Annotated in this window: 14 protein-coding genes and 1 pseudogene; 9 read left to right on the forward strand and 6 right to left on the reverse strand. The window is 63.7% G+C overall.

Annotated elements, in window-relative coordinates; genetic code table 11:
• Positions 1–94 precede the first annotated feature (94 nt).
• The 3 genes from BXE_RS11060 (at position 95) to BXE_RS11070 (ending at position 2,278) form a co-directional block, all read left to right on the forward strand.
• On the forward strand, positions 95–1,042 hold the full coding sequence (locus BXE_RS11060) for an AraC family transcriptional regulator (protein ID WP_011488382.1): 948 nt from the start codon (positions 95–97) through the stop codon (positions 1,040–1,042).
• A 97-nt stretch (positions 1,043–1,139) separates the two neighbouring features.
• The gene (locus BXE_RS11065; RefSeq protein WP_038457935.1) at positions 1,140–1,763 is read left to right on the forward strand and encodes a glutathione S-transferase family protein; all 624 of its coding nucleotides are present in this window, start codon (positions 1,140–1,142) and stop codon (positions 1,761–1,763) included.
• A gap of 170 nt (positions 1,764–1,933) precedes the next feature.
• Positions 1,934–2,278 (forward strand): hypothetical protein, encoded by a 345-nt coding sequence (locus tag BXE_RS11070; protein WP_011488384.1) that lies wholly within the window; start codon positions 1,934–1,936, stop codon positions 2,276–2,278.
• Positions 2,279–2,356: 78 nt separating this feature from the next.
• Here BXE_RS11070 and fabV read toward each other — a convergent pair whose 3' ends face one another.
• A complete protein-coding gene (gene fabV, locus BXE_RS11075; RefSeq protein WP_011488385.1) occupies positions 2,357–3,553 on the reverse strand; it encodes an enoyl-ACP reductase FabV in 1,197 nt (398 codons plus the stop codon).
• A 170-nt stretch (positions 3,554–3,723) separates the two neighbouring features.
• Here fabV and BXE_RS11080 point away from each other — a divergent pair, with 170 nt between their 5' ends.
• On the forward strand, positions 3,724–6,240 hold the full coding sequence (locus tag BXE_RS11080) for a penicillin-binding protein 1A (RefSeq protein ID WP_011488386.1): 2,517 nt from the start codon (positions 3,724–3,726) through the stop codon (positions 6,238–6,240).
• 81 nt (positions 6,241–6,321) lie between these two features.
• On the opposite strand, the gene BXE_RS11085 is transcribed toward BXE_RS11080, so the two are convergent.
• A complete protein-coding gene (locus BXE_RS11085; RefSeq protein WP_011488387.1) occupies positions 6,322–8,199 on the reverse strand; it encodes a glycoside hydrolase family 15 protein in 1,878 nt (625 codons plus the stop codon).
• A gap of 180 nt (positions 8,200–8,379) precedes the next feature.
• On the opposite strand from BXE_RS11085, the gene BXE_RS11090 reads away from it, so the two are divergent.
• Positions 8,380–8,751: a hypothetical protein gene (locus tag BXE_RS11090; protein WP_011488388.1), complete on the forward strand. Its 372-nt coding sequence runs from the start codon at positions 8,380–8,382 to the stop codon at positions 8,749–8,751.
• A 236-nt stretch (positions 8,752–8,987) separates the two neighbouring features.
• On the opposite strand, the gene BXE_RS11095 is transcribed toward BXE_RS11090, so the two are convergent.
• A complete protein-coding gene (locus BXE_RS11095; protein WP_011488390.1) occupies positions 8,988–9,959 on the reverse strand; it encodes a helix-turn-helix domain-containing protein in 972 nt (323 codons plus the stop codon).
• Positions 9,960–10,052: 93 nt separating this feature from the next.
• On the opposite strand from BXE_RS11095, the gene BXE_RS11100 reads away from it, so the two are divergent.
• The 3 genes from BXE_RS11100 (at position 10,053) to BXE_RS47200 (ending at position 13,694) form a co-directional block, all read left to right on the forward strand.
• Positions 10,053–11,297: a DUF1479 domain-containing protein gene (locus BXE_RS11100; protein ID WP_011488391.1), complete on the forward strand. Its 1,245-nt coding sequence runs from the start codon at positions 10,053–10,055 to the stop codon at positions 11,295–11,297.
• A gap of 77 nt (positions 11,298–11,374) precedes the next feature.
• Positions 11,375–12,622: an ABC transporter substrate-binding protein gene (locus tag BXE_RS11105; RefSeq protein ID WP_011488392.1), complete on the forward strand. Its 1,248-nt coding sequence runs from the start codon at positions 11,375–11,377 to the stop codon at positions 12,620–12,622.
• A 55-nt stretch (positions 12,623–12,677) separates the two neighbouring features.
• Complete coding sequence (locus tag BXE_RS47200; protein ID WP_011488393.1) at positions 12,678–13,694, forward strand: aldo/keto reductase; 1,017 nt, start codon at positions 12,678–12,680, stop codon at positions 13,692–13,694.
• 9 nt (positions 13,695–13,703) lie between these two features.
• Here BXE_RS47200 and BXE_RS47875 read toward each other — a convergent pair.
• Together BXE_RS47875 and BXE_RS11115 are read right to left on the reverse strand one after the other, a co-directional pair.
• Positions 13,704–13,847 (reverse strand): annotated as a pseudogene (locus tag BXE_RS47875) (helix-turn-helix domain-containing protein); the annotation flags it as partial.
• A gap of 259 nt (positions 13,848–14,106) precedes the next feature.
• Entirely contained in the window at positions 14,107–15,552 is a 1,446-nt protein-coding gene (locus tag BXE_RS11115; RefSeq protein ID WP_038457933.1) for a DEAD/DEAH box helicase, read from the reverse strand.
• 197 nt (positions 15,553–15,749) lie between these two features.
• On the opposite strand from BXE_RS11115, the gene nudC reads away from it, so the two are divergent.
• Positions 15,750–16,697, forward strand: a complete 948-nt coding sequence (gene nudC, locus BXE_RS11120) for an NAD(+) diphosphatase (RefSeq protein ID WP_011488395.1) — start codon at positions 15,750–15,752, stop codon at positions 16,695–16,697.
• A 159-nt stretch (positions 16,698–16,856) separates the two neighbouring features.
• On the opposite strand, the gene BXE_RS11125 is transcribed toward nudC, so the two are convergent.
• Complete coding sequence (locus tag BXE_RS11125) at positions 16,857–18,287, reverse strand: cytochrome c (RefSeq protein ID WP_011488396.1); 1,431 nt, start codon at positions 18,285–18,287, stop codon at positions 16,857–16,859.
• Position 18,288: the final 1 nt, after the last annotated feature.

Below are 18,288 nucleotides of genomic sequence, written 5' to 3' on the forward strand. Positions count from 1 at the left end.
GTCTGCGGTGATTGCCTGATCCTATGAGCAGATGGATTTTCCAGCGCGATGGTGGCACATTGCAGTCTGGTTGACCACGTTGACAGGGCTCAGAATGGCGTTCAAACACGGGGACCCGGCCGCGCGGCAACGCATGGTGGCCTTGCTCGAAACTCTCGCTCCGGTGGAAGGCTACAACCTCACGGTTTTGCCCGACGTGCGCTTCCTGCGTTCGAACCGGCCGCTTAGCCGCACACCCGTGCTGTACGACCCGGGCGTGGTGATCGTGTGCCAGGGGCGCAAACGGGGCTTTCTCGGCGACACGGTGTACGTGTATGACGCGCAGCACTACCTGGCCGTTTCGGTGCCGGTGCCGTTCTCGATGGAAACCGAAGCGAGCGCGGCGAAGCCTTTGCTCGCGATCTATTTGCGCCTCGACTTCAAGGTCGCCGCCGATCTGATGCTGCAACTCGACGAGCGCGACGCGGGCGTGCCGGCCGAGCCGCGCGGCATGATGTCGACGCCGCTCGATGCCAAGCTGAGCGCCACGGTGCTGCGCTTTCTGGAAGCGATGAGCGTGCCGCTGGAGGCGGAGTTGCTCGGACCGGCGCTCGTACGCGAAATCTACTTCCACGTGCTGACCGGCGAGCAGGGCGGATCGATGCGTGCCGCGCTAACCGCACAAGGCCAGTTCGCGAGGATCGCCAGAGTGATCCGCAAGATTCACGCGTGCTATCGCGAACCGCTCGACGTTGGCCAACTCGCGCTCGAAGCAAACATGAGCGTGCCCACTTTGCACGCGCACTTCAAGGCGGTGACGCGCACCTCGCCGATGCAATATCTGAAGTCGACGCGGCTTCATCAGGCGCGCCTTCTGATGGTGAGAAACGAGGTGACGGCGGCGTCGGCGTCCGTGCAGGTCGGCTATGAGAGCGCTTCGCAGTTCAGCCGCGAGTTCAGGCGCCTGTTCGGCCGCAGCCCGGTGGAGGAGGCCGAGCGGATGCGCAGAACCTTCGCCATTCCGCCGCCCGCGCCGGGCTCGATCTTCGTCGCGTCGCACTGAACGGGCTAATGGGCTAACGAGCTAACGGGCTGGCCCGGTGCTCATGACGCGAACCGTGCCTGTCCGCTCCCGCGCGCCGTCGATACACTTTGAACCCATGCTGCACATTCTCGGCAAGACCTCATCCATCAACGTCCGCAAAGTTCTGTGGACGTGTGCGGAACTCGCGCTTCCCTTCGAACAGGAAGACTGGGGCTCCGGATTTCGCGCGACCGGCGTGCCCGAGTTTCTCGCGCTGAATCCCAACGCGATGGTTCCCGTCATCAAAGACGGCGATTTCGTGCTGTGGGAGTCGAACTCGATCATTCGCTATCTGGCTGGCCGCTATCACGGCGAGTGGTTATATCCCGCCGATCCGAGCGAGCGCGCCCGCTGCGATCAGTGGATCGACTGGCAGGCGAGCGAATTGAACCGTTCGTGGAGCTATGCCTTTCTGGCGCTGGTCCGGCATTCTCCGGCGCACCAGGACCCACGTCAGATCGATCTGTCGTGCGCGAACTGGGCAAAGCATATGGCCATGATCGAAGGGCAACTGGAGAAAACCGGCGCGTTCATCGCGGGAGACGCGTTTTCGCTCGCGGATATTCCGATCGCGCTGTCTATCAACCGCTGGCTGGAAACGCCGTTGCAGCACGGCGATTTGCCCGCCGTCGAGGCGTACATGGCGCGGCTCGCCGCGCGCGAAGCTTACCGGGCGTACTGCCGCAACGGCACACCGTAACGCCTGCCAGCAAACGCGGCACGTTTTGCGCAAACGCCTGCAAACATCGGCTCCGCTTACAAAATCCATATGCAACGCTTACGGATTGCCGGCTGCGCAAGCGCTTCTGCGCGGCGCGCCCCGAGTCGCCTACAATGGCCGCTTTTGCGACACCGACTGAAGGTTCCACGATGCGGGTATCGAAAATTGCGCTGGCGTTGCTGACAGCGTGCTTCACTCTGAATGCGAGTGCCGAGATGACGGCCGCGCAGTACAAACAATGGGCGCACGCCGATAACAACTCGATCTACGCGGCGTACATTACCGGCACGATCAACGCGTTCGGCTGGGCGAACGGCGACCTGGTAACGAAGAAGCGTCCGCCGCTTTTCTGCCCGCCGCAAAATCTCGCCATCGGCAACCAGAACGTCTACCCGTTGCTCGACGAGTTCTTCAACAACCACCCGAGCATTTCGGACGACTTTCCGATCGGCCTTGCGATTCTTCGTTCACTTCAGGCCGCGTTTCCCTGCTGAGACCGATCGGGCCCGATCGGGGCGATGTGACTGGCGCTGCTGCATAGCGAACGGGGCCGCCGCAGACCCCGCCATTCATCAAACCTGAACGAGCTTAGGAATCTGCACGTCCGGATTGACGTCCGCTTCGTAGTCCACGCCCGCGATCTCGAAGCCGAACAGACGCAGGAAATCGGTCTTGTAGCCGCTGAAATCGGTGAGTTCGTAGATATTGTCGTTGGTCACCTGACTCCAGAGCGTCTGCACGCGATCCTGCACCTCAGGATCGAGCTCCTTGTAGTCCGCGCGCAAACGTCCCTCGTCGTCGAGATGCGGCGCCGCGCCGTACAGGCTGTCCTTGTACAGGCCGTAGACCTGCTCGATGCAGCCTTCGTGCGTGCCTTTTTCCTTCATGACCTTGAAGAGCAGCGACAGATACAGCGGCATCATCGGGATCGCGGAGCTGGCCTGGGTGACGACCGCCTTGAGCACGGAGACGCGCGCATCGCCGCCTTTGGCCGCCAGCTTCTCGCGAATGCCGAGCACCTTCTGGTCGAGGTCTTTCTTGGCGGCGCCGATCGAGCCGTTCCAGTAGATGTCGTGCGTGATCTTTTCGCCGAGGTAGGTGAACGCGGTGGTCTTCGCGCCGTCCGCGAGCACGCCGGCTTCGAGCAGGGCGTCGATCCACATCTGCCAGTCTTCGCCGCCCATCACCGCGACGGTGTGGTCGATTTCGTCCTGGGTGGCGGGTTCGAGCACGGTTTCCCTGATGACTTCCTTGTCCGTGTCGATGCCGCGCAGATTCACGGCCTGACCGACCGGCTTGAGCGTGGAGCTGAACACCTCGCCGCTTTTCGGATGCGTGCGCTTGGGCGCGGCGAGGCTGTAGACGACCAGATCGACCTGACCGAGATCGCGCTTGATGACCTCGATGGTGCGCTGCTTGACTGCGTCGGAGAAGGCGTCGCCGTTGATGCTCGTCGCGTACAGGCCCTGTTCCGTAGCGAATTTCTCGAAGGCGGCGGTGTTGTACCAGCCGGCGGTGCCCGCCTTGGTTTCGCTGCCGGCGCGCTCGAAGAATACGCCGAGCGTGGCGGCGTCGGAGCCGAATGCCGCGCTGATGCGGGCGGCAAGGCCATAACCCGTGGATGCGCCGATCACGAGCACCTTCTTCGGGCCATTGGCGATGGGGCCGCGTGCCTTGACGTACTCGATCTGTTCCCTGACGTTGGCCTCGCAGCCGGTCGGATGGGTAGAAACGCAGATGAAGCCACGCACGCGCGGTTTGATGATCATGAAGCACCTCTTGTCGGAATTGGCGACATTATAGTGGGCCTCGATTGTTGCGGGCGCGCCGCGCCGGTTTGCGGCTTGCGCCGCGCCCACAACGCTCCGTGACTACAAAAATCGGCCGCCGCCGCGCATCTTGGTAGGATTGCGCCTTTCCAAGCCGACTACGAGCTAGTGTGAAGCGCCTGATCCCCTCATTGCTGGAGACCCTTGAAAAAGGGCTGACCCTGGCGAACCCGCTGATCGCCCAGGCCCTGTGGCACTTGCGCCATCCGACCCGGCGCGGCGTGCTGAAGGCCTGCGCCGCGCTTCCGCTGCTGTTCGTCCTGTATGTGCTGATCCTGATTCCGTTCACGCCGGGCATCGGCGACATCCGCAAGGCCAAGGTCGAGCAGCCGGCGCAGATCCTGTCGGCGGACGGCAAGCTGCTGGCGGAATTCAAGCCCTCCAACCGCGAGTGGGTCAAACTCAGGGACATCTCGCCGAACGTGGTAAACGCGCTGATCGCCACCGAAGATCACCGTTTCTACCAGCATTGGGGCCTCGACTGGCGGCGCACCGCCTCGGCCGCGCTGCATACGTTTTCCGGCGACCGGCAGGGCGGCTCGACCATCACCCAGCAGCTCGCCCGCAATCTTTATCCCGACGAGATCGGCCGCGCGCCGACGCTCACGCGCAAGCTCAAGGAAGCGATCACCGCCTTCAAGATCGAGGCGCTCTACACCAAGGACGAGATTCTCGAGACTTACCTGAACACGGTGCCGTTCCTCTATAACGCGTACGGCATCGAGATGGCGGCCCGCACCTATTTCGACAAATCGGCCTCCGATCTGACCGTGCTGGAAAGCGCCACGCTCACCGGCATGCTGAAAGGCAATAGCTACTACAACCCGGTGCTGAACCCCGAACGCGCGTTGCAGCGGCGCAATACGGTGCTCGGCCAGATGGTCAAGTACGGCAAGCTGACGCCGGCGGCCTACGCCACGCTCAGCCGCAAACCGCTGCGCATCGATTTCGAGCGCCAGACCGAGCCGCCGGGTCCGGCGCCGCACTTCGCGCAGCAATTGCGCAAGTGGCTGGCGTCATGGGCGGATCGCAACGACTACAACATGTACGCCGACGGGTTGGTGGTGCGCACCACCATCGATTCGCGTCTGCAGACTATGGCCACCCAGGCGGTCACCTTGCAGGGCAACCAGTTGCAGGGCATCGCCAACTCGGTGTGGGGCACGCGCGCGGGCTGCTCGAACGGGCGCGACCTGCTGCAGACTTTTCTGCGCGAAACGCCGGATTACCGCGCCGCCAAAGACGCGGGCCTGAGCGACGACGACGCGCTCAAGCGCGTCTCGTCCGACCGCGAGCTCGTAAAGTCGCTGTGCGAATCCAAGACGCGCGTGCAGGCGGACTTTCTGGCAATGGACCCGCGCAACGGCCAGATCCGGGCATGGGTGGGCAGCCGCGACTTCAGCCAGGATCCGTTCGACCACGTCCAGCAGGCGCGGCGCCAGCCGGGTTCGACCTTCAAGCCGTTCGTCTACGCGGCCGCGTTCGAGGCGGGCGCCAAGCCTACCGATACCTTCGTGGACAAGCCCGTGGAGATCCCGCTGGCAGGCGGCGAAGTCTGGCGTCCGGGCGACGAGGACGAGCCGAGCGATCGCAAGATCAGCCTGCGCGACGGCCTCGCGTATTCGCGCAACCGGATCACCGCGCAGTTGATGGAAACGGTCGGGCCGAACAAGGTCGCGCGCCTCGCCCGCGCGATGGGCGTGCGCGACAGCGAGCTGGACCCGGTGCCGTCGCTCGCGCTCGGCACGAGCCCCGTCACGCTGAAGGAGATGGTCTCGGCCTACGGCACGATCGCCAATCTGGGCGGCTACGTGGAACCGGTGATGGTCACGCGTATCGAGGACCGCAAGGGCGACGTGCTGGCCGAGTTCGCGCCGGTGCCGCCCAAACAGGAACTCTCCGCCGATGCCGACCGGATGCTCATCGACGTCATGCGCGACGTGGTGAACCGCGGCACGGGGTCGAGCATTCGCAGCCGCTTCGGCGTGCGCGGCGACGTCGCCGGCAAGACGGGGACGACGCAGGGCAATGCGGACGGCTGGTTCATCCTGATCCATCCGCAACTCGTGGCGGGCGCGTGGGTCGGCTTCAACGACAGCCGCGTGACCTTGCGCAGCGACTATTGGGGGCAGGGGGCGCACAGCGCGCTGCCGATCGTCGGCGATTTCTTCCAGCGCGCGCAGCGCTCGAGGCTGATCGATACGCGCGTCAAGTTCGCGACCGACCAGGAGCCGGGGTGGTTTGCCGAGCGTTCGGCCAGGTTGCGCGCGTGGTTCGGGAACCTGTTCGCGTCGTCGCCGCCGGCCAGGCCGGAGGCGCCGGTTGCGCCGCGCGGTACGACGCGGCGCGCGCCGGCTAGTGCTCCTGCGGTGCCCGTGGAGCCGTCGGCGTCCGCTACGTTGGCGGAGCCGCGTGACATCCCGCAACCGCCGTTGCTTCAGGCGCCGGGGTCCGCGCCGGGTTCAGCGCCGGCAGCAGCGAGCGGGGCGGTCGACGGTGAAGCGCGCGGCGGCGGCGAGCCGGCGTTGGCGCCGACGCCCACGCCCGACGATGTGGTGCCGCCGGACGCCGGCAGCCCGGCCAACGCGTTGCCGGGAACGTCGACGAACGGCGGCAGCTCGCCTTGAGGTGCGAAGCTGGCACGATGTCGACGCAGAGCCGGCGCCGAGGTCCGATTGCGGACGTTTTTGCGCCGCACGCCGTGCTCGTCACGTCCACGGAATGTGCACCTTGTCGAGATTGCGATCGAGCTGATACGCGGCGCTGATCAGCGCCAGGTGCGTCAAAGCCTGCGGAAAATTGCCGAGCGCCTCGCCGCTGGTTGCCACTTCCTCGGAGAACAGGCCGACGTGATTGGCGTACGCGAGCATCTTCTCGAACACGAGCCGGCCTTCGTCCACGCGGCCGGCGCGCGCCAGCGCTTCCGCGTACCAGAACGAACAGGCGCTGAAACCGCCTTCTATGCCGGGCAGGCCGTCGAGCGTCGAGCCTCGCGTGTAGCGGAAGATCAGCGGGTCCACCTTGAGTTCGCCGCCAATCGCGTCGAGCGTGCCGAGCCAGCGCGGATCGGTCGGGCCGATAAAGCGCACGAGCGGCATCATCAGTGCGGACGCATCGAGCCGCTTCGAATCCGGCGTCTGCACGAACGCGCCCAGTTCGTCGTTCCAGAAGTGCTCGTGGATGTCGGCGCGGATCGCGTCGCGGGTGTCGAACCAGCGTTTCAGCGGCGCGGGCAGCGAACGCTTTTCCGCCAGACGCAACGCGCGGTCCACCGTGACCCAGCACATGAGCCGCGAGTGCAGCAGGGGCCGCAGGCCGTTGCGAAACTCCCAGATGCCGTGGTCCGGTTCGCGCCAGTGTTCGACCACGTAATCGACGGTGCGCGTGACGTCGCGCCAGCCTTCGTGAGAGATCGCGGCGCCGTACTTGTTGTACAGATAGATTGCGTCGAGCAGCGCGCCGTACACGTCGAGCTGGATCTGTTCGCGCGCGGCGTTGCCGACGAGCGGCGCGCCCGCGGCGCCGTCGCCGTCGCCGTTCGCCAGCGACGCGACTTCGGTTTCCGCGGGCGGCTTCCTGCCATCGACGGTGTACATGACGTTCAGCGAGCCGTCCGAGTCGCAGTGACGGCTGCGCTCGGCGATCCACTTCATGAAATGCCGCGCCTCGCCGGTATAGCCGAGACGCAGCAGCGCGTACACGGAGAACGCGGCGTCGCGAATCCAGGTGAAGCGATAGTCCCAGCGGCGCGAACCGTCGAGCGCTTCGGGCAGACCGAAGGTCGGCGCGGCCACGATCGCGCCGTGCTCGCTGGAACTGAGCAGCTTCAAGGTCAGCGCCGAGCGCATCACGACTTCGCGGTAGCGGCCGCGATAGGTCGATTGCGCCGACCAGCTTCGCCAGTACTGCATCGTATCGGCGAGCGCCGCTTCGCAGTCGAATGACTTGTCGCGCAAGCCGGCGGCGTCGCCGAAAGCAAAACCGGCCGACTCTCCATGCTGGAGTTCGAATCCGGCGTGCGCCGCGTTGCCGTCGAGTGCGAGGGGCAGGGTGCTGTTCAGGCGCAACTGCATTCCGCTGCCGCTGTCGGCGTTAGTTTCGGCGTGAAATTCCACCGCTCCGTCTTCGAGGATATGCGCCGTGTGCGTGCCGTCCGCGTAGTCGAAGCGCGGTTCGCAACGCATCGTGAACGCCATGCGCCCATGCACCATCCGTGCGACGCGGATCACGCAATTCGGCAACGGCGCATCGGCGCTGAGCTTGCCGTCATCTCTCGGCACCGGCATGAAGTCCATCAGTTCGCACACGCCTTCGGGCGTCATGAAACGCGTCAACAGGACATTGGTGTCCGGTAGATACATCTGTTTGACGTTGGCGGCTTCGCAGGTGGGCGCGATCGAAAAGGCGCCGCCGCGCGACGGTTCGAGCAGGCCGGCGAAAATCGCCGGCGAGTCGATGCGCGGAAAACACATGAAGTCGATCGAGCCGCGCAGCGAAACCAGCGCCGTCGTTTTCATATTGCCGATCAGGCCGCGCGCGTCGGTCGCAAGGGCAGGTCTCGGCGGGATAGGTCGATGGTCGGGCATGTCTGCATACTCCGGAGAACGAGCCGCGCTGCGCTCACATGAACCACTGTCAGCAACGACTGTGCCGGACCGGATTGTTCAGGCGCAAGCAACAGTGTTTTCAGATGGTGAGGCTGATCTCTTGCACGCGATTGCGGATAATTCACTACCGGTTAATCCGCAATGATGTGCAGGTGATACATGTTCAACACGGTTTCAGGCCGCAAGCGCGAAGACGCGGCGACATCCGGCGTGCCCAGCGGGCGATCCCCGTTGTCGCGGCGCGCGCGCGGGGCCGTCGCGGCGATTGTGGCGTGCGCGAGTCTGGTGGGATGCGCGTCATCCAGCGACGTAGTGGCCACCGGCAAGCCCAATACCTACGCGGTCGCGGCAAGCGCGACCGGCGGGCGGCTGGCGTGGGCCCGCGCGCATGAACAGGCCATGAACCAGGCGCGCGATTACTGCGAGCGTCGCGGCATGCAGACCAGTGTGACGATGGAAACCGTCAGCGGCGTGCAGACGATGACGGAGCATGGGTCATCCATGAACTTCGAATGTCATCCGAAATTCTAGGCGTGAAATCGGCGCCGCCTCGTGTCATGGATCGGTTGGCCATTGCCGCGCCGGCCGATCGTCAGTATCCCTGAGCACCCCCCGATCCTGAGAAAGTCCGCGTTGCGCTCCGCCTCGCTCCCCAGGCGATCGCAACGCTCGAGGAAGTGTTCCGGTCTTCCGGTCCAGCAGGACCACGTCTTGCCGAGCCAGGACAATAAGCGGGACGTGCAGCGCAGGAGCGCTCAGGCCGGCCGCTACGAAGCGCTCGCCTCGCGATTTTTGCCTGACGATTTTCGCTTTCGTTGAAGGGAAGGCGAGCGTTCGGTCAAGCGCGCCGTTGCGTCCTGATCTGCCGAACCCGCAGTCGCGAACTGCCGCCGGAATTCAGCCGGCGTTGTTTGCTTCGCAGCCTTGAACTGCCGGTTGAAATTGGCGACGTTCGCGAAGCCGGAGCGCGCGGCGATCACGGCAACGGGCAGGGAGGTGTCGGCCAGCATCCGGCATGCGTGTCCAATGCGAACGCGGGCGATATACCGGCCCACGCTCTCGCCGATATGTTGAACGAAGTAACGCGTGAGCGTGCGCTCCGACAGGCTGGCCGCCGCGCAGAGATCCGACAGCCGCAGCGGTTCGGCAAAGCGCGCGTCGATCATCGAAAGCACGCGGTTGATCTGTTCGGGCTCGTGGCCGGACGGACCCATGCTCGCCTGATTGAACGCACTTGGCGAAGCGAGCGGCTGACCCGGCGCGTCAGCGAGCGTGCATAGAATATCGAGCGCGGCGCTCAGGCGCTCGCGCGCCACGTTCGACAGCAATTGCTCCAGGCGACCGCGCATCCATTCACCCGCAGGCGGTTCGAACGCCAGCCCACATGCGGCCCTGCGCAACAGCTTGCGCAACGGTTCATATTCGCGGCAACAGTCCGCCATACGCCGCGCCCAATCGCCGTCGAACCAGATAACGATGGCGACTTGCGGCGAGGACGGCTCGATCGAGCGATTCGACGCCCACGTATGCGGCAAATCCGGCGGCACGAGAACGAGATCCTCGGCCTCATAGTCGTTGACCGAGTCGCCGATGTAGCGCTTGCCATGACTGTTCATGGTCAACGTCAGCTCGTACTCCGGGTGGTGATGCCACTCGAACGGAATACGCGGCAGCCGCCGATGGTAAACCCGGACCGAACTGTCCTTGCCAAACTCGACGTGTTCATAGGCTGGTTTCATGGCCGAAAACGCAAATGAATTGCCTGAATAGTATCACCAAGGCTCGCATGCGCGGCATATCCTAGCGCATACGAAATTCATACGGAGACATTCATGGCGTTGAAAATCGACGACTTGCCAGGCGCAATCCGGCAAGCAAAAAAGGAGTTGCGCGCGGCCTTGCCGAACTACCGGGAAGTGTTCGCCGAAGTCGAAGCGGCGATCATCGCCGAGGCAAAGCGAATTGCCGCCCAGCGGGATCGTGGAGAAGACGTCATTCCCGAGATCCAGTTTTCAGACATAACCGCACAACGCGTCACGCCGGACCAGATCGCGCTCGTTAAAGCGCGGGGCGCATGCGTCATTCGTCAGGTGTTTCCGCGCGCACTCGTGCAGGGTTGGGACCAGGACATTGCCCGCTATGTCGAGACCAATAACCTCGACAAACACCTCGAAAACCGCGCCGAGGACAAATACTTCGGCCAGTTGGCCTCCAGCAAGCCGCAGATCTATGGCGTGTACTGGTCGAAGCCGCAAGTGCTGGCCCGTCAGTCGGAATCGCTGACCGCCGCGCGCGTGTTCCTCAACAAACTGTGGCGCAATGAGAGCGACGGGCGCGTCCATTTCGATCCGGAGCATGTGCCTGTCTATGCCGACCGTTTGCGTCGCCGGCCGCCGGGCTCGGCGTCGCTCGGCTTGTCCGCGCATTGCGACGGCGGGTCGGTCGAGCGCTGGATCGAGAGCAATTTCCGCAAGGTGTACCGCCACGTGTTTGCCGGCAATTGGCGCCACTACGATGCGTTCGATGCGGCGTTCCGGACCGATGTCGAGGAGATCGCTTCGCCGGCGGTCTGTTCGATGTTCCGCACCTTTCAGGGCTGGACCGCCTTGACGCCGCAAGGCCCCGGCGACGGTACGCTGCAACTCGTCCCCATTGCCAATTCGATGGTGTATATCCTGCTGCGCGCGCTTCAGGACGATGTCGCGGAAGACGATCTGTGCGGGGCGATGCCCGGACGCGCGCTCTCGATCAAGCCGGAATTTCATGCGCCGCTGTTCGAGGCGTTGTCGTCGATTCCCGGAATGGAAGCGGGCGACACCGTGTTCTGGCACAGCGACGTCATCCATGCGGTCGAAGACGAGCATAAGGGCTCGGGTTACAGCAATGTGATGTACATCGCCTCGGTCCCCGCGTGCGCAAAAAACGATGCTTACCTGAAGCGTCAATTGCCGAGCTTCCTGAAGGGCGAAAGCCCGCCTGATTTTCCAACCGACCATTTTGAAGTCGATTTCACCGGCCGCGCCACGGCCAAGGACCTGACGCCGCTTGGCAGGGCGCAACTCGGGTTCGATCTGTAGCTGACATGGGCACGCACGCGCAGTCATTCTGATTGCGCATGCGTCGTCCAACCATAACGAAAAATTCGGAGACTGCAATGAAACGATCACTGACGTCGGTTGCGACGGCTGTCACGCTGCTCATGGCTGGAACGCAGGCGGCATTTGCCGCCGAACAGCTCTCGGTGCTGCACTGGTGGACCTCCGGCGGCGAATCGAAAGCGATCCGCGTGCTCAAGGACGATATGAGCAAACAGGGCTACGAGTGGAAAGACTTTGCGATTGCGGGGGGCGCGGGCGCGGCGGCCATGACCGCGCTGAAGACGCAGGTCATCTCGGGCAACGCGCCTTCGGCGGCGCAGATCAAGGGGCCACTGATCCAGGATTGGGCGGAGCAGGGGTCGCTGGTCACGATCGATCAGGCCGCGACCGATTGGAAAGCGCATACGCCCGCGCAAATAGACAGTGCCATGAAGGCAGGCGGTCACTATGTGGCTGCACCGTTCTCGGTGCATCGAATCAACTGGTTGTGGATCAACAAGGCGGACCTGGACAAAGTCGGCGGTACACCGCCCACCACATGGCCGGAGTTCTTCGCGCTCGCCGACAAGTTTCGCGCAGCCGGCATCACGCCTGTCGCGCATGGAGGTCAGCCCTGGCAGGATATGACAATCTGGGAGACCGTGGTGCTGTCCCAGGGCGCGGACTTTTACCGGAAAGCCCTCGTCGATCTCGATCAGAAAACGCTGACTTCGCCACAAATGGTTCAGGTGTTCGAGACCGTCCAGAAGATCCGCACTTACTTCGATAAGGGCTATCACGGCCGCGACTGGAATCTCGCGACGGCAATGGTGATTTCAGGCTCGGGCGGCATGCAGTTCATGGGCGACTGGGCAAAAGGCGAGTTCGCCAACGCAAGCAAAAAGGCGGATGTCGACTATATCTGCGCGGCCGCGCCCGGCACGTCGAATGCCTATACGTACACGGCGGATGCATTCGTGTTCTTTCAGCAGAACGGCAAAAAGGAGGCGACGCCGGGGCAGCTCGCGCTTGCCAGAACGATCATGTCGGTCGATTTCCAGCAGCAGTTCAGTCTCTACAAGGGTTCCATTCCAGTTCGGCTCGATGTGCCAATGGACAAATTCGATAGCTGTGCCAAAAAATCGCGTACGGATGAGCTTGCCACGATCAAATCGGGTGGCTTTCTGCCGTCGTTGGCGTTTGGTGAGCTTCAGTCCTCGGTGACGGCCGGTGCGATAACCGACGTCGTCACCAATTTCATGAACTCGAATGAGGATGCGAGAGAGGGCGTGCGAAAGCTTGCCGCCGCTGCGAAGGTCAAATGAGAGCAGTGTATTGGCTCAGTATCAAACGCTGCTTTACTGTTGAAAGGGGACAACGATGGATCCGGTAGCAAAGCGGAAATGGCCACGTTCAGGGCTTGAAACAACCGTGATGGGCTTCGGCGCGGCGCCGATCGGCAACATCTTCAGGCCGGTCAGCGAGGAGGATTCGGCAGCGCTCATCAAGGCAGCGTGGGACGCGGGCGTGCGCTATTTCGACACCGCGCCGATGTATGGCCACGGCTTGAGCGAGGTGCGCTGCGGGCAGGGACTGCGCTGGTATCCGCGCGACCAGTATGTGCTGTCGACAAAGGTCGGACGGCTCCTGAAACCACGCAGGCGCGCCGAGATCGACTTCGCGCCGTGGGTCGACGGACTGCCGTTCGAGCCTGTTTTCGATTACAGCTACGACGGCACGATGCGCTCGATCGAAGACAGCCTGCAGCGACTGGCGCTGGAGCACATCGATATCGCGCTGATCCATGACATCGACGTCTTTACTCACGGTGAGCGTCAGCCTGAGATGTTCGAGGCCGCGATGGCGGGCGCGTCGAAAGCCCTGCTTAAACTGCGTGACGAAGGGGTGGTGAAAGCGGTGGGGCTGGGTGTCAACGAGTGGCAGGTCGCGCACGAGGCGATTCGGCGGCAGGATTTCGACTGCCTGCTGCTGGCGGGTCGCTACACCCTGCTCGAACAGGATGCGCTGGACGGGTTTCTGCCGCTTTGCGAGAAGAAACAGGTGTCGGTGATTCTCGGCGGCGGCTACAACAGCGGCATTCTCGCAACGGGCGCGGTGCCCGGTGCGAAATATAACTACGCGCCCGCGCCGGAAGCCATTCTGGAACGCGTGCGCAAGATGGAGCAGGTATGCCGCGAGTTCTCGGTGCCGCTGAAGGCAGCGTCGCTGCAATTCGTGCTCGGTCATCCGGCCATTCCGACCAACATTCCGGGCGTGCGCACGGTTGCTCAACTGGAAGACAATCTTCAAACCTTCCGGGCTGAAATTCCGGCGGAGTTCTGGGCGGAATTGAAGCGCCGCGAGTTGATCCGCGACGACGCGCCGACGCCGCGGTAGCAGTCCCGAAGCACCCTGGCTGCGATACCGCAGCGTTAGCCGCTCAACCTGGCGCCGGCTCAGATGAAGCCGCTCTGCGGCCTGCCACGGCATCAGCAGGCCATCGGCCAGCGACTGGATTATCCTGAGCCGGTCTACCTCGCGCATCGTCATGGTGATCGTCCCGGGTTGGGCCACGATGGACTCCGGCAGTCAGAACCGGCATCCAGCATGAGCCGAAAAGGCTCCAGCTACGACATCTGAACTTTGCCCAGGTACGACATTACAACTTTGCTGTAACACACAATAGGTTGATAATTTATATTATGTCAAATATAGGATTCAATCCGAAGAAGCCCGATCCTCCTATCCTTGTGCTTCGCCTGAACGAACCGCCAACCCGTTCCGGGCTGGCCTCACTCACCCCCACGAATCACGATTGACGTTTACCGCGCCCACCAGCGGGTTTGCCAGCCGGCTTACGTGAACCCGCAACCGGCTTGCCGGCGGCCTTGCTACGCGGCTTCTGCACACTGAATGGGCTACCGCTCACCGGGCTCGTGTCCTTACCCACAGCCACAGCGCGTTGCGCCGCAAGCTTGGGTTTGTTTTCTCCACGTTGCGGGTGCGGCTTTTTGCTGAGTACCTGCATCTCGCGCGGCGCAGCTTGCGGCACTTTAGATTTCTTGGGTTTTTTCGGCTTCCTGATGATCTCGCCCGTCGCGCTGGTTTGCGGCACGCGGTGTTCCGCTTCAAAACCCGGTTCTTCTTCACGGCGCAGCGTTTGCCGGATCAGTGCTTCAATCGCGGCCAGTTGCGGCGCTTCATCGGCACACACGAGCGACACCGCCACGCCGCTGGCGCCCGCGCGGCCGGTACGGCCAATCCGGTGCACATAGTCCTGCGCCACGATCGGCAGATCGACGTTGATCACCAGCGGCAGATCGTCGATATCCAGACCGCGCGCAGCCACATCGGTGGCTACCAGCATCTGCACTTCGCCCGTCTTGAAACGTTCGAGCGCACGCAGGCGCGCGGGTTGCGGTTTGTCGCCGTGGATGGTGTCGACCGCATAGCCCGCTGCATCCAGCATGGCCGCCAGGTAATCCACGCCATTGCGGGTTTTGACGAACACCAGCGCGTGCCGCCAGTTGTTCCCAGCCACGAGGTGCATGAAAAGGTCGGGCTTGTTCTTTTTGTCCACCGTCACCACCCACTGCCTGATCTTGCTGGCCGTGGCATTGGGCGGGCTGACGCTGATATTGACCGGGTCGCGCAGAATGCCCGCCGCCATCGCGCGGATATCGTCGGTGAACGTGGCGGAGAACAGCAAGGTCTGGCGCCGAACGGGCAACGCGGCAAAAACGGCGTTGAGCTCGCGCGCAAAGCCCAGATCCAGCATGCGGTCGGCTTCATCCAGCACCAGCGTTTGCACCTGATCTAACTGCACGGCGTTCTGGCGATTGAGATCCAGCAAACGGCCCGGCGTAGCGACGAGCACATCCACCCCTTTGCGCAGCTTCATCATCTGCGGGTTGATGCTCACGCCGCCATAGGCGGCCAGAAATCGTAAGTCGAGGCCTTTGCCGTAATCGATAAAGCTTTGCAGCACCTGTTCGGCCAGTTCACGCGTGGGCACCAGTACCAGAACACGCGCGCGGTTGCTGGACACTGCCGGGCCGTGTTGCACCAGCCGTTGCAATAGCGGCAGCGCAAAACCCGCCGTTTTGCCAGTGCCGGTCTGTGCCGCAGCCATGACGTCCCTGCCGCCCAGCACGGCAGGAATCGCCTTGACCTGCACCGGCGTAGGTGTCTGGTAATTGAGGTCCTGCACATTACGCAGCAAAGGATCGATCAGGCCAAGCAAGGCAAAGGACATTGGCGTATTCCAGGCTAAAGCCGCAATTCTAGCGGGTGCTTTGTCACGCGAGTTGCAGAACCCATTGGCGGCGCCAAACCGGCGCTTCAGACGGATCGAAAAATACCATGCCGCCTGAATCCTCATGAACCCCGGCCTGCGAGCGCACTGAACCCCGTGCCATACTTGCGGATCCTCCTGTCCCTCTGTCAACGACCGTGATAACCGCCCTTCCCGCGTCCATCGGCTTTAACCTCAACCCGCTGGAGCGCCGCTCCGACAAGCGGGACGACCACGCCTACCTCGAGCATCTGCGCAGCGACCCGGCCGCGCGTTTTCTCGTCTTCGACGGCGACGTGCCCCTGCTCAAGCGAGGCAGCGAGCACGACCCGTGGTTCGCCTCCAGCGAGACCGCGGCCTTCGGCCAACCGTTGCATAGCGTCTTCCTCGGGGAAGACGCCGACGGCAGCGGACGCTTCGCGCTTGGCTTCGCGCTCGACCTTGCGCCAGAGGCTCCTTTGCCAGGCACCGGCCATGAGCGCATCGACGTTCGCTCGCTCGCGCAGCAGGGCCTCGTCGCCGCGGGAACGCTCGGCATACTGGCGGAGGCGAAGTCGATGCTCGACTGGCATCGCCGCCACGCTTTCTGCGCGAACTGCGGCTCTGCGAGCCGCGTCGCGATGGCGGGCTGGCAACGCGCGTGCGATGTTTGTGGCGCACGCCATTTTCCCCGCGTGGATCCAGTCGTGATCATGCTGGTGATAGACGGCGAACGTTGTCTGCTCGGCCGCCAGCGCCATTTTGCCCCGGGCATGTATTCGGCGCTTGCCGGTTTCGTTGAGCCGGGCGAGACGGCGGAAGACGCCGTGCGCCGCGAAGTAATGGAAGAGGCTCGCCTGAAGTGCGAACAGGTTGTCTACTTCGCGTCGCAGCCGTGGCCCTTTCCTTCGTCGCTGATGATTGGCTGCTTTGCACAGGCAAGCGATACCGACATCGTCGTCGATACTGAAGAACTCGAAGACGCTCGCTGGTTCACGCGCCAGGAGGTCGCGGCAATGCTCGCGGGAACGCATGCGCACGGGCTGTCGGCACCCAAGCCGTTCGCCATTGCCCATCATCTGCTGCGCGCGTACGTGGAGCAAGGCGGCTCGGTATTGCCCGGCTGAGGGTCCCGCAGAAAGAGCGCTGCGCTTACGGCACGGCACCGCCGCGGCGATTCCGTTGCCCGCGCAGACGCTTCGCACTCCGGCTTGGTCGCGATCGGGTTTCCGCGATTGCAAGGCAAACGGTCGGCCGGTCAGGTCGCTTTACCGACGAACGACACCCTACTTATGCAACGCGCTGCGTACGCTCGACACGTCGCGAACCGTCACCGGCGCCGCGGCATTGCCCCACGTATTGCGAATGAACGTCAGCACATGGGCTATTTCGCGGTCGTCGAGCTTGCCGGCAAAGGGCGGCATCTTGCGCGGCTCGGGTCCTGCTTCGGTGTGCGGACTACCGCCGCCTTCCACCAGCAGTCGCACGAGCGAGGTCGCCGAAGCGGACAGCACAGCCGGATTCCCCGCGAGGCGCGGATACTTCGGCGCCAGACCCGCCCCATTCGGCTGATGGCATCTCGCGCAATAAGTCGCGTAAATGCCCGCGCCGGGTCGCTCGACCTCGCCGGTTCTCAGCGCTTGCGCAGTTTGCTGCGCGGCACGCGAGTCTCCATTGAAAAAGCCGCTCTGCGCGCGCGGCGGAAGGCTCTTCAGATAAACCGCGATGGCCGCGAGGTCCGCGTCGCTCATGTATTGCGTGCTGTCCTCCACGACCTGGACCATGCTGCCGAACGCGATCAATCCGCCGCCGTGGCCGAGCTTCAGGAACGCGGCGATGTCGGCGGCGGAAAAGCGGCCGAGACCCGAGCCGGGATCGGCGCTCAGGTTCGGCGCGAACCAGTGGTCGTTGGTGCCGCCCGTCAAATAGACCGCGCTGGTTTCGCTGTAGCCGCGCTCTTCGTAGGCGGGACCGCGCGGCGTGTGGCAGGCTCCGCAGTGTCCGAGCGACTGCACCAGATAGGCGCCCCGGTTCCACTGCGCGTCGCGGCCCGGTTCCGGCCTGAATGGGCCGTGCGGCACGAACAGCCAGTCCCAGAACAGCAGCGCCCAGCGCTGGTTGAACGGGAATGGCAGGCTGGTCTCGGGCGCAGCGACGGCCACCGGCTGAACGCCGTGCATGAAGTAGTCGTACAGCGCGTGCATGTCGTCGTCCGGGATTCTGGCGAACGACGGATACGGCATCGCCGGATATAGCCGCTTGCCGCCGGGCGCGACGCCGTCACGCAGCGCGTGCGCGAAATCGTCGTAGCTATATTTGCCGATGCCCACATGCGGCTCGGGCGTGATGTTCGACGAATAGATCGTGCCGAACGGCGAGGCCATGCCAAGGCCGCCGGCGAATGGCGGCGAGAGGATCGGCTTCGCGCCCGGTTGGGTCACGCGTGGCGCCGCCGTGTGGCAGCCGGCGCAGTCGGCGGCTCGGGCAAGGTAGGCGCCACGAGCGATTTGAACGGCGTCGGCCGAGCCATTGACCGCGCCGCCGGTCGCCCTCATCGCCGCGTTGCCGGCAGGCGCGATGGCCGGTGCCTGCGCATTGCACGCGGTGCTGCTTACCGCGAGTGCCGACACAACGGCCACGATGAGTCCCGCGCTCCTCAGCGAGCGCGAACGCAGCACGACACTCGGAGCGGCAGGTTGCTCGCCGAGGGTTCGCATC

Origin of the sequence: Paraburkholderia xenovorans LB400, from assembly GCF_000013645.1 — a bacterium.
GTDB classification, from domain to species: domain Bacteria; phylum Pseudomonadota; class Gammaproteobacteria; order Burkholderiales; family Burkholderiaceae; genus Paraburkholderia; species Paraburkholderia xenovorans.

Excerpts from the sequence above, each read along its gene's own strand:
- BXE_RS11060 (WP_011488382.1), top strand. The coding sequence starts at position 95 with ATGGCGTTCAAACACGGGGACCCGGCCGCGCGGCAACGCATGGTGGCC.
- BXE_RS11065 (WP_038457935.1), top strand. The coding sequence starts at position 1,140 with ATGCTGCACATTCTCGGCAAGACCTCATCCATCAACGTCCGCAAAGTT.
- BXE_RS11070 (WP_011488384.1), top strand. The coding sequence starts at position 1,934 with ATGCGGGTATCGAAAATTGCGCTGGCGTTGCTGACAGCGTGCTTCACT.
- fabV (WP_011488385.1), bottom strand. The coding sequence starts at position 3,553 with ATGATCATCAAACCGCGCGTGCGTGGCTTCATCTGCGTTTCTACCCAT.
- BXE_RS11085 (WP_011488387.1), bottom strand. The coding sequence starts at position 8,199 with ATGCCCGACCATCGACCTATCCCGCCGAGACCTGCCCTTGCGACCGAC.
- BXE_RS11090 (WP_011488388.1), top strand. The coding sequence starts at position 8,380 with ATGTTCAACACGGTTTCAGGCCGCAAGCGCGAAGACGCGGCGACATCC.
- BXE_RS11095 (WP_011488390.1), bottom strand. The coding sequence starts at position 9,959 with ATGAAACCAGCCTATGAACACGTCGAGTTTGGCAAGGACAGTTCGGTC.
- BXE_RS11100 (WP_011488391.1), top strand. The coding sequence starts at position 10,053 with ATGGCGTTGAAAATCGACGACTTGCCAGGCGCAATCCGGCAAGCAAAA.
- BXE_RS11105 (WP_011488392.1), top strand. The coding sequence starts at position 11,375 with ATGAAACGATCACTGACGTCGGTTGCGACGGCTGTCACGCTGCTCATG.
- BXE_RS47200 (WP_011488393.1), top strand. The coding sequence starts at position 12,678 with ATGGATCCGGTAGCAAAGCGGAAATGGCCACGTTCAGGGCTTGAAACA.
- BXE_RS11115 (WP_038457933.1), bottom strand. The coding sequence starts at position 15,552 with ATGTCCTTTGCCTTGCTTGGCCTGATCGATCCTTTGCTGCGTAATGTG.
- BXE_RS11125 (WP_011488396.1), bottom strand. The coding sequence starts at position 18,287 with ATGCGAACCCTCGGCGAGCAACCTGCCGCTCCGAGTGTCGTGCTGCGT.